Source organism: Nitrosophilus sp. (assembly GCF_982775275.1).
The window spans coordinates 1-2,794 of record NZ_CEXZHP010000196.1 but is presented as its reverse complement, the minus strand read 5'-3'; the positions used below and the strand labels follow the sequence as shown (position 1 = coordinate 2,794).

Genomic DNA, 2,794 nt, shown 5'->3' with positions numbered 1-2,794 from the left:
CTAAATTTATAACTATTTTTATCTCTTTTAAATTCGGTTATTGGAATTACTCTAAAAACTCTCCATCTATTATCTCTTATTATAATTTTGGCATCAAAGGGACCTTTGCTATATATTTCTCCGCTAAATTCGATATTGCCATCTTTTTTTACTGCTTTATAACTTTTTATATAAATATTTTTATTTGGATCCAATCCAAACCCTTTTTTATAAAAAGAAAAAGCCCCGTCATTATATAAATGATCAAAATTTACAACATCTTCATACATAAAGCAGTATCTGTTTTTACCGCTTTTATTGAATTTAAAAAAATATCTATTTGTGGAGTTTACTTCTTTTGACCACCCTTTATTGAAAGTTTTAATAATAAAAACTATTCTATCTCCCTTTTTAAAATTTCCAAGCAAAATAGGTGCCGGCGTTGGAGGATATGGACCAACCGATTCTAAAATAAATTTTTTATTTTCATCATTTACCTTATAATAGATTCCAGAACATCTTGAGGCATCTATTTTCAACATTTTAAAATACCAATCTCCCTCTTCATCGATAATAACTTCACCGCCAAACGACTCATCTTTTGGCATAGCAGAGCATCTATATATCTCCTCTAAACTAAACTTTTCATTTTTTGATTTTTTTATTATTTCGTTAATCATTTTCTCAAAATCCGTTCCTTGAGAAAAAAGGGAAGATATTATTAAAACAGTCAAAAAAACTTTTCTAAGCACTCTTGCTCCTTTTTATTGATCTATAGCCGTTAATTATCTCTAATAGTTCGTTTGTTATCTCCTCTTGTCTTAAAATATTTAGTTTTTCGTTCAATTTTATACTTTTTTTCTCCAAATGTTTTTCGGCGTTTTGCATAGTTATCAATCTTGCCTGGTTTTCGCTACTTAGCGCCTCCACATAGGCTCTATATAAAGATATTAAAATATACTCTTCTATTAAATTATCCAAAATAATGTCCTTATCCAAATATAATAACGGCTCTTTTATCTGAATATATTTTTCAAATTTTTCAAAATCCGGAGGTAATATCTTATCTTTTTTTATAATGATCTCATTTGTAGGTAAAAGTTTAGAATATATTATATTTAATTGATGAATATCCTCTTTAGAATAGAGAGATCCTAAAAAATCTACCAATTTAAAAACTTTTGAATTTATAGAATCTATATTTGAGACTCCTTTAAAAAAATAATCAAATTTTATTTTATACTCTTTTAATTCATCTGCTATTTTTTCTCCTATGATGATCAAAAAACTCTTATCTTTTTCAAAATTTTTATAAAAATCTATCAATTTTTGATTATAACCTCCGCATAACCCCTCTTGGGCTCCAAAAATAATATATATATTTTTGCCCTTATACTTTTTAAACTCTTTTAATTCTGGAAAATAGGTTACCATATATGCGATAGAATCTTCAATAGAATTTTGATATTCTCTTATAAAAGGCAACTCTTTTTTAGACTTGGAAATTGTGAAGTTTGCGTAAGCCTTCATTGAAGAGACTACATCTTTTAGATCTTTTAAAGTTTCGACCTTCTTTTTTAATTTTTGAAGTTCTATCATTTTAAAAACTTTTTAGAGTTTTTTTGGCTATCTCATAAATTTTATTTTCAATATCTAAATCCAAATCTTTTTTCTCTTTAATATTTAAAAAAATTTCTGGATAGTTTATCTCGATATTTTTTAAAACCGTCTCTACATATTTGTTAACATTTTTTAGATCTACTTTTTCCAAAAAACCAAAATTATGAAGTAAAAAGATAACAACTTGACGTGGCATATCAAAATGAACAAAGCGTCTCTGTTTTAAAACTTCTCTTAATGCCTCGCCTCTTTTCAATAAAGCTTGGGTTTTCTCTTCGAGTTTCGCTCCAAATTTAGTAAAAACTTCTACTTCTAAAAATTGAGAAAAATCAAGTTTCAATTTCGCCGCAACTTTTTTCATAGCTTCAACTTGGGTTTTACCGCCAATCCTTGATACCGATTTTCCAATATCAATAGCCGGTAAAAATCCTTTATTAAAAAGCTCTCTATCCAAATAGATTTGACCATCGGTTATGGAGATCAAATTTGTAGGAATATAAGCCGATATCCTTCCAGCCTCCGTTTCGATTATAGGCAAAGCGGTAATCGATCCTCCTCCGTATCTATCGCTTCTTCTTCCGGCTCTCTCAAGAAGTTTGGAATGAATATAAAAAATATCCCCCGGATACGCCTCTCTGCCGGGAGGAATTTCCAATAAAAGTGATAACATTCTATAAGAGTCCGCATGTTTTGTTAAATCATCATATACAATCAATACATCTTTTCCTTGATCTCTAAAATATTCGGCTATTGCGCATCCGGCATAGGGGGCTATATATTTCAATCCCGGAGCGTCATCGGCGCTTGCTGCGACAATAGTTGTAAAATGGAGTGCGTCGTTTCTTTTTAATTCTAAGATCACTTTTGCTATTTGGGATTTTTTTTGGCCTATACTTACGTAAATACAATAAACATCTTGATCTTTTTGATTTATAATAGTATCGATAGCGATAGAAGTTTTGCCTAAAGAGCTATCTCCTATGATCAACTCTCTTTGTCCTCTTCCTATAGGAATCATAGCGTCAATTATCTTTATACCGGTATATAAAGGCTCTTTGACAAACTCCCTTCTTACCATAGCAACAGCGTCTGACTCAATTGGATAAAATATGGAGCTTTCGATCTTTTCTTTATTATCTAAGGGATTGCCTAAAGGATCTATTATCCTACCCAAAATCTCATATCCCACCGCAAT

At 30.1% G+C, this 2,794-nt stretch carries 2 protein-coding genes and 1 pseudogene; all 3 read right to left on the bottom strand.

The annotated features are described in order from the left end of the window. A pseudogene (locus AC30RD_RS08070) lies at positions 1 to 731 on the bottom strand (hypothetical protein); the annotation flags it as partial. After that, complete coding sequence (locus AC30RD_RS08065) at positions 724 to 1,578, bottom strand: F0F1 ATP synthase subunit gamma (protein ID WP_489493961.1); 855 nt, start codon at positions 1,576 to 1,578, stop codon at positions 724 to 726. The gene AC30RD_RS08065 and the pseudogene AC30RD_RS08070, both read right to left, overlap by 8 nt. Before the next feature lies 1 nt (position 1,579). Next, positions 1,580 to 2,794, bottom strand: a 1,215-nt coding sequence (locus AC30RD_RS08060) for a F0F1 ATP synthase subunit alpha (protein WP_489493960.1), incomplete at its 5' end; no start/stop codon positions are given.